The sequence below is a fragment of the Nodularia chucula CCY0103 genome, from assembly GCF_963923915.1.
GTDB lineage: Bacteria > Cyanobacteriota > Cyanobacteriia > Cyanobacteriales > Nostocaceae > Nodularia > Nodularia chucula.
In genome coordinates this window covers 1-970 of sequence record NZ_CAWUOL010000206.1, presented here as the reverse complement: position 1 = coordinate 970, position 970 = coordinate 1, and the positions used below count along the sequence as shown (strand labels likewise).

The following is a 970-nucleotide window of genomic DNA, read 5'->3' as shown; positions in this document are numbered from 1 at the left end:
CTAAGAGTCAGAGAAAATAAGCGATTAATTCGTAATCGAACCAGTCCACAGACGGCCATAATTACCTGAATATATCGATGTCGAGCCAGACGAAATCTCTCACTGGCTACACGAAAGATTTTGACCCGACATATCATGTGTTCAACGGCGATTCGACGGGACGAGAGTTGTTGATTTTCTTGTTTTTGTAATTCCGAAATTTCTGTATTTTTACGTTTCTTATGAGGGGTGGTAATGGCATTATCTCCAATGTAGGCTTTATCACCAAGAAATTTTTGTCTCTCATTAAATTTATGACGAGTTTCTCGAAATAAATTAATATCACTTGTTTTCCCCAACATTCCCACACAGACATCGACAATATCTTCACCACCAGGTAAAACAATAAATTGATTTTTTAAGGTGTGCATTTTTTTCTTACCTGAGTAGTATTTTTTTTGGTCTTGATAGTCTACAGGTCTTGCTATAGCTTGTTCAGCACTATCAATAATTAATTCATGTTCCGACAGCATCCGCTGTAAATCTTGATATTTTTGACTATCTGTTGATACCTCTTCTATTTGCGATGCTGGTAAGATTTCTCTCAAAATATCTACCCAATAATTAAAGGTATCATTGGCTTTAGTTTTGGAAATGTCAAACAACAACCCTAAAATTTCAAAAATTGGTTTTTGTCTCAGGTAAACTAGACATAAGCAGATTCCTTCTTTGGCTGATATTTCTGGTTTACGCCCGCCTCCTTTGGCAATAATCCGAATTTTCTTTTTTTCAATTTCTGCTTGTTTCTCTATATGTCTTTGCTCTGCTAAAGATACCAATGCTAAGAACTGGTCATAATTAATTCCTATTAGGCGTTTTGCTTCACGGGGATGTGATTCTATTCTTGCCAAAGGACTTGTCATATTCTCTACACATAATCTTTGCTTTTGTTCTTTATTATACCTTATTGTTTATATTAAGGATATGTCTA

General features: G+C 35.2%; 1 protein-coding gene. It reads right to left on the bottom strand.

What is annotated here, in order from left to right; all coding sequences use genetic code 11:
• Positions 1–902: transposase (locus tag ACM0OP_RS24220; protein WP_414530953.1), on the bottom strand; the 902-nt coding region annotated here is incomplete at its 3' end.
• Positions 903–970: the final 68 nt, after the last annotated feature.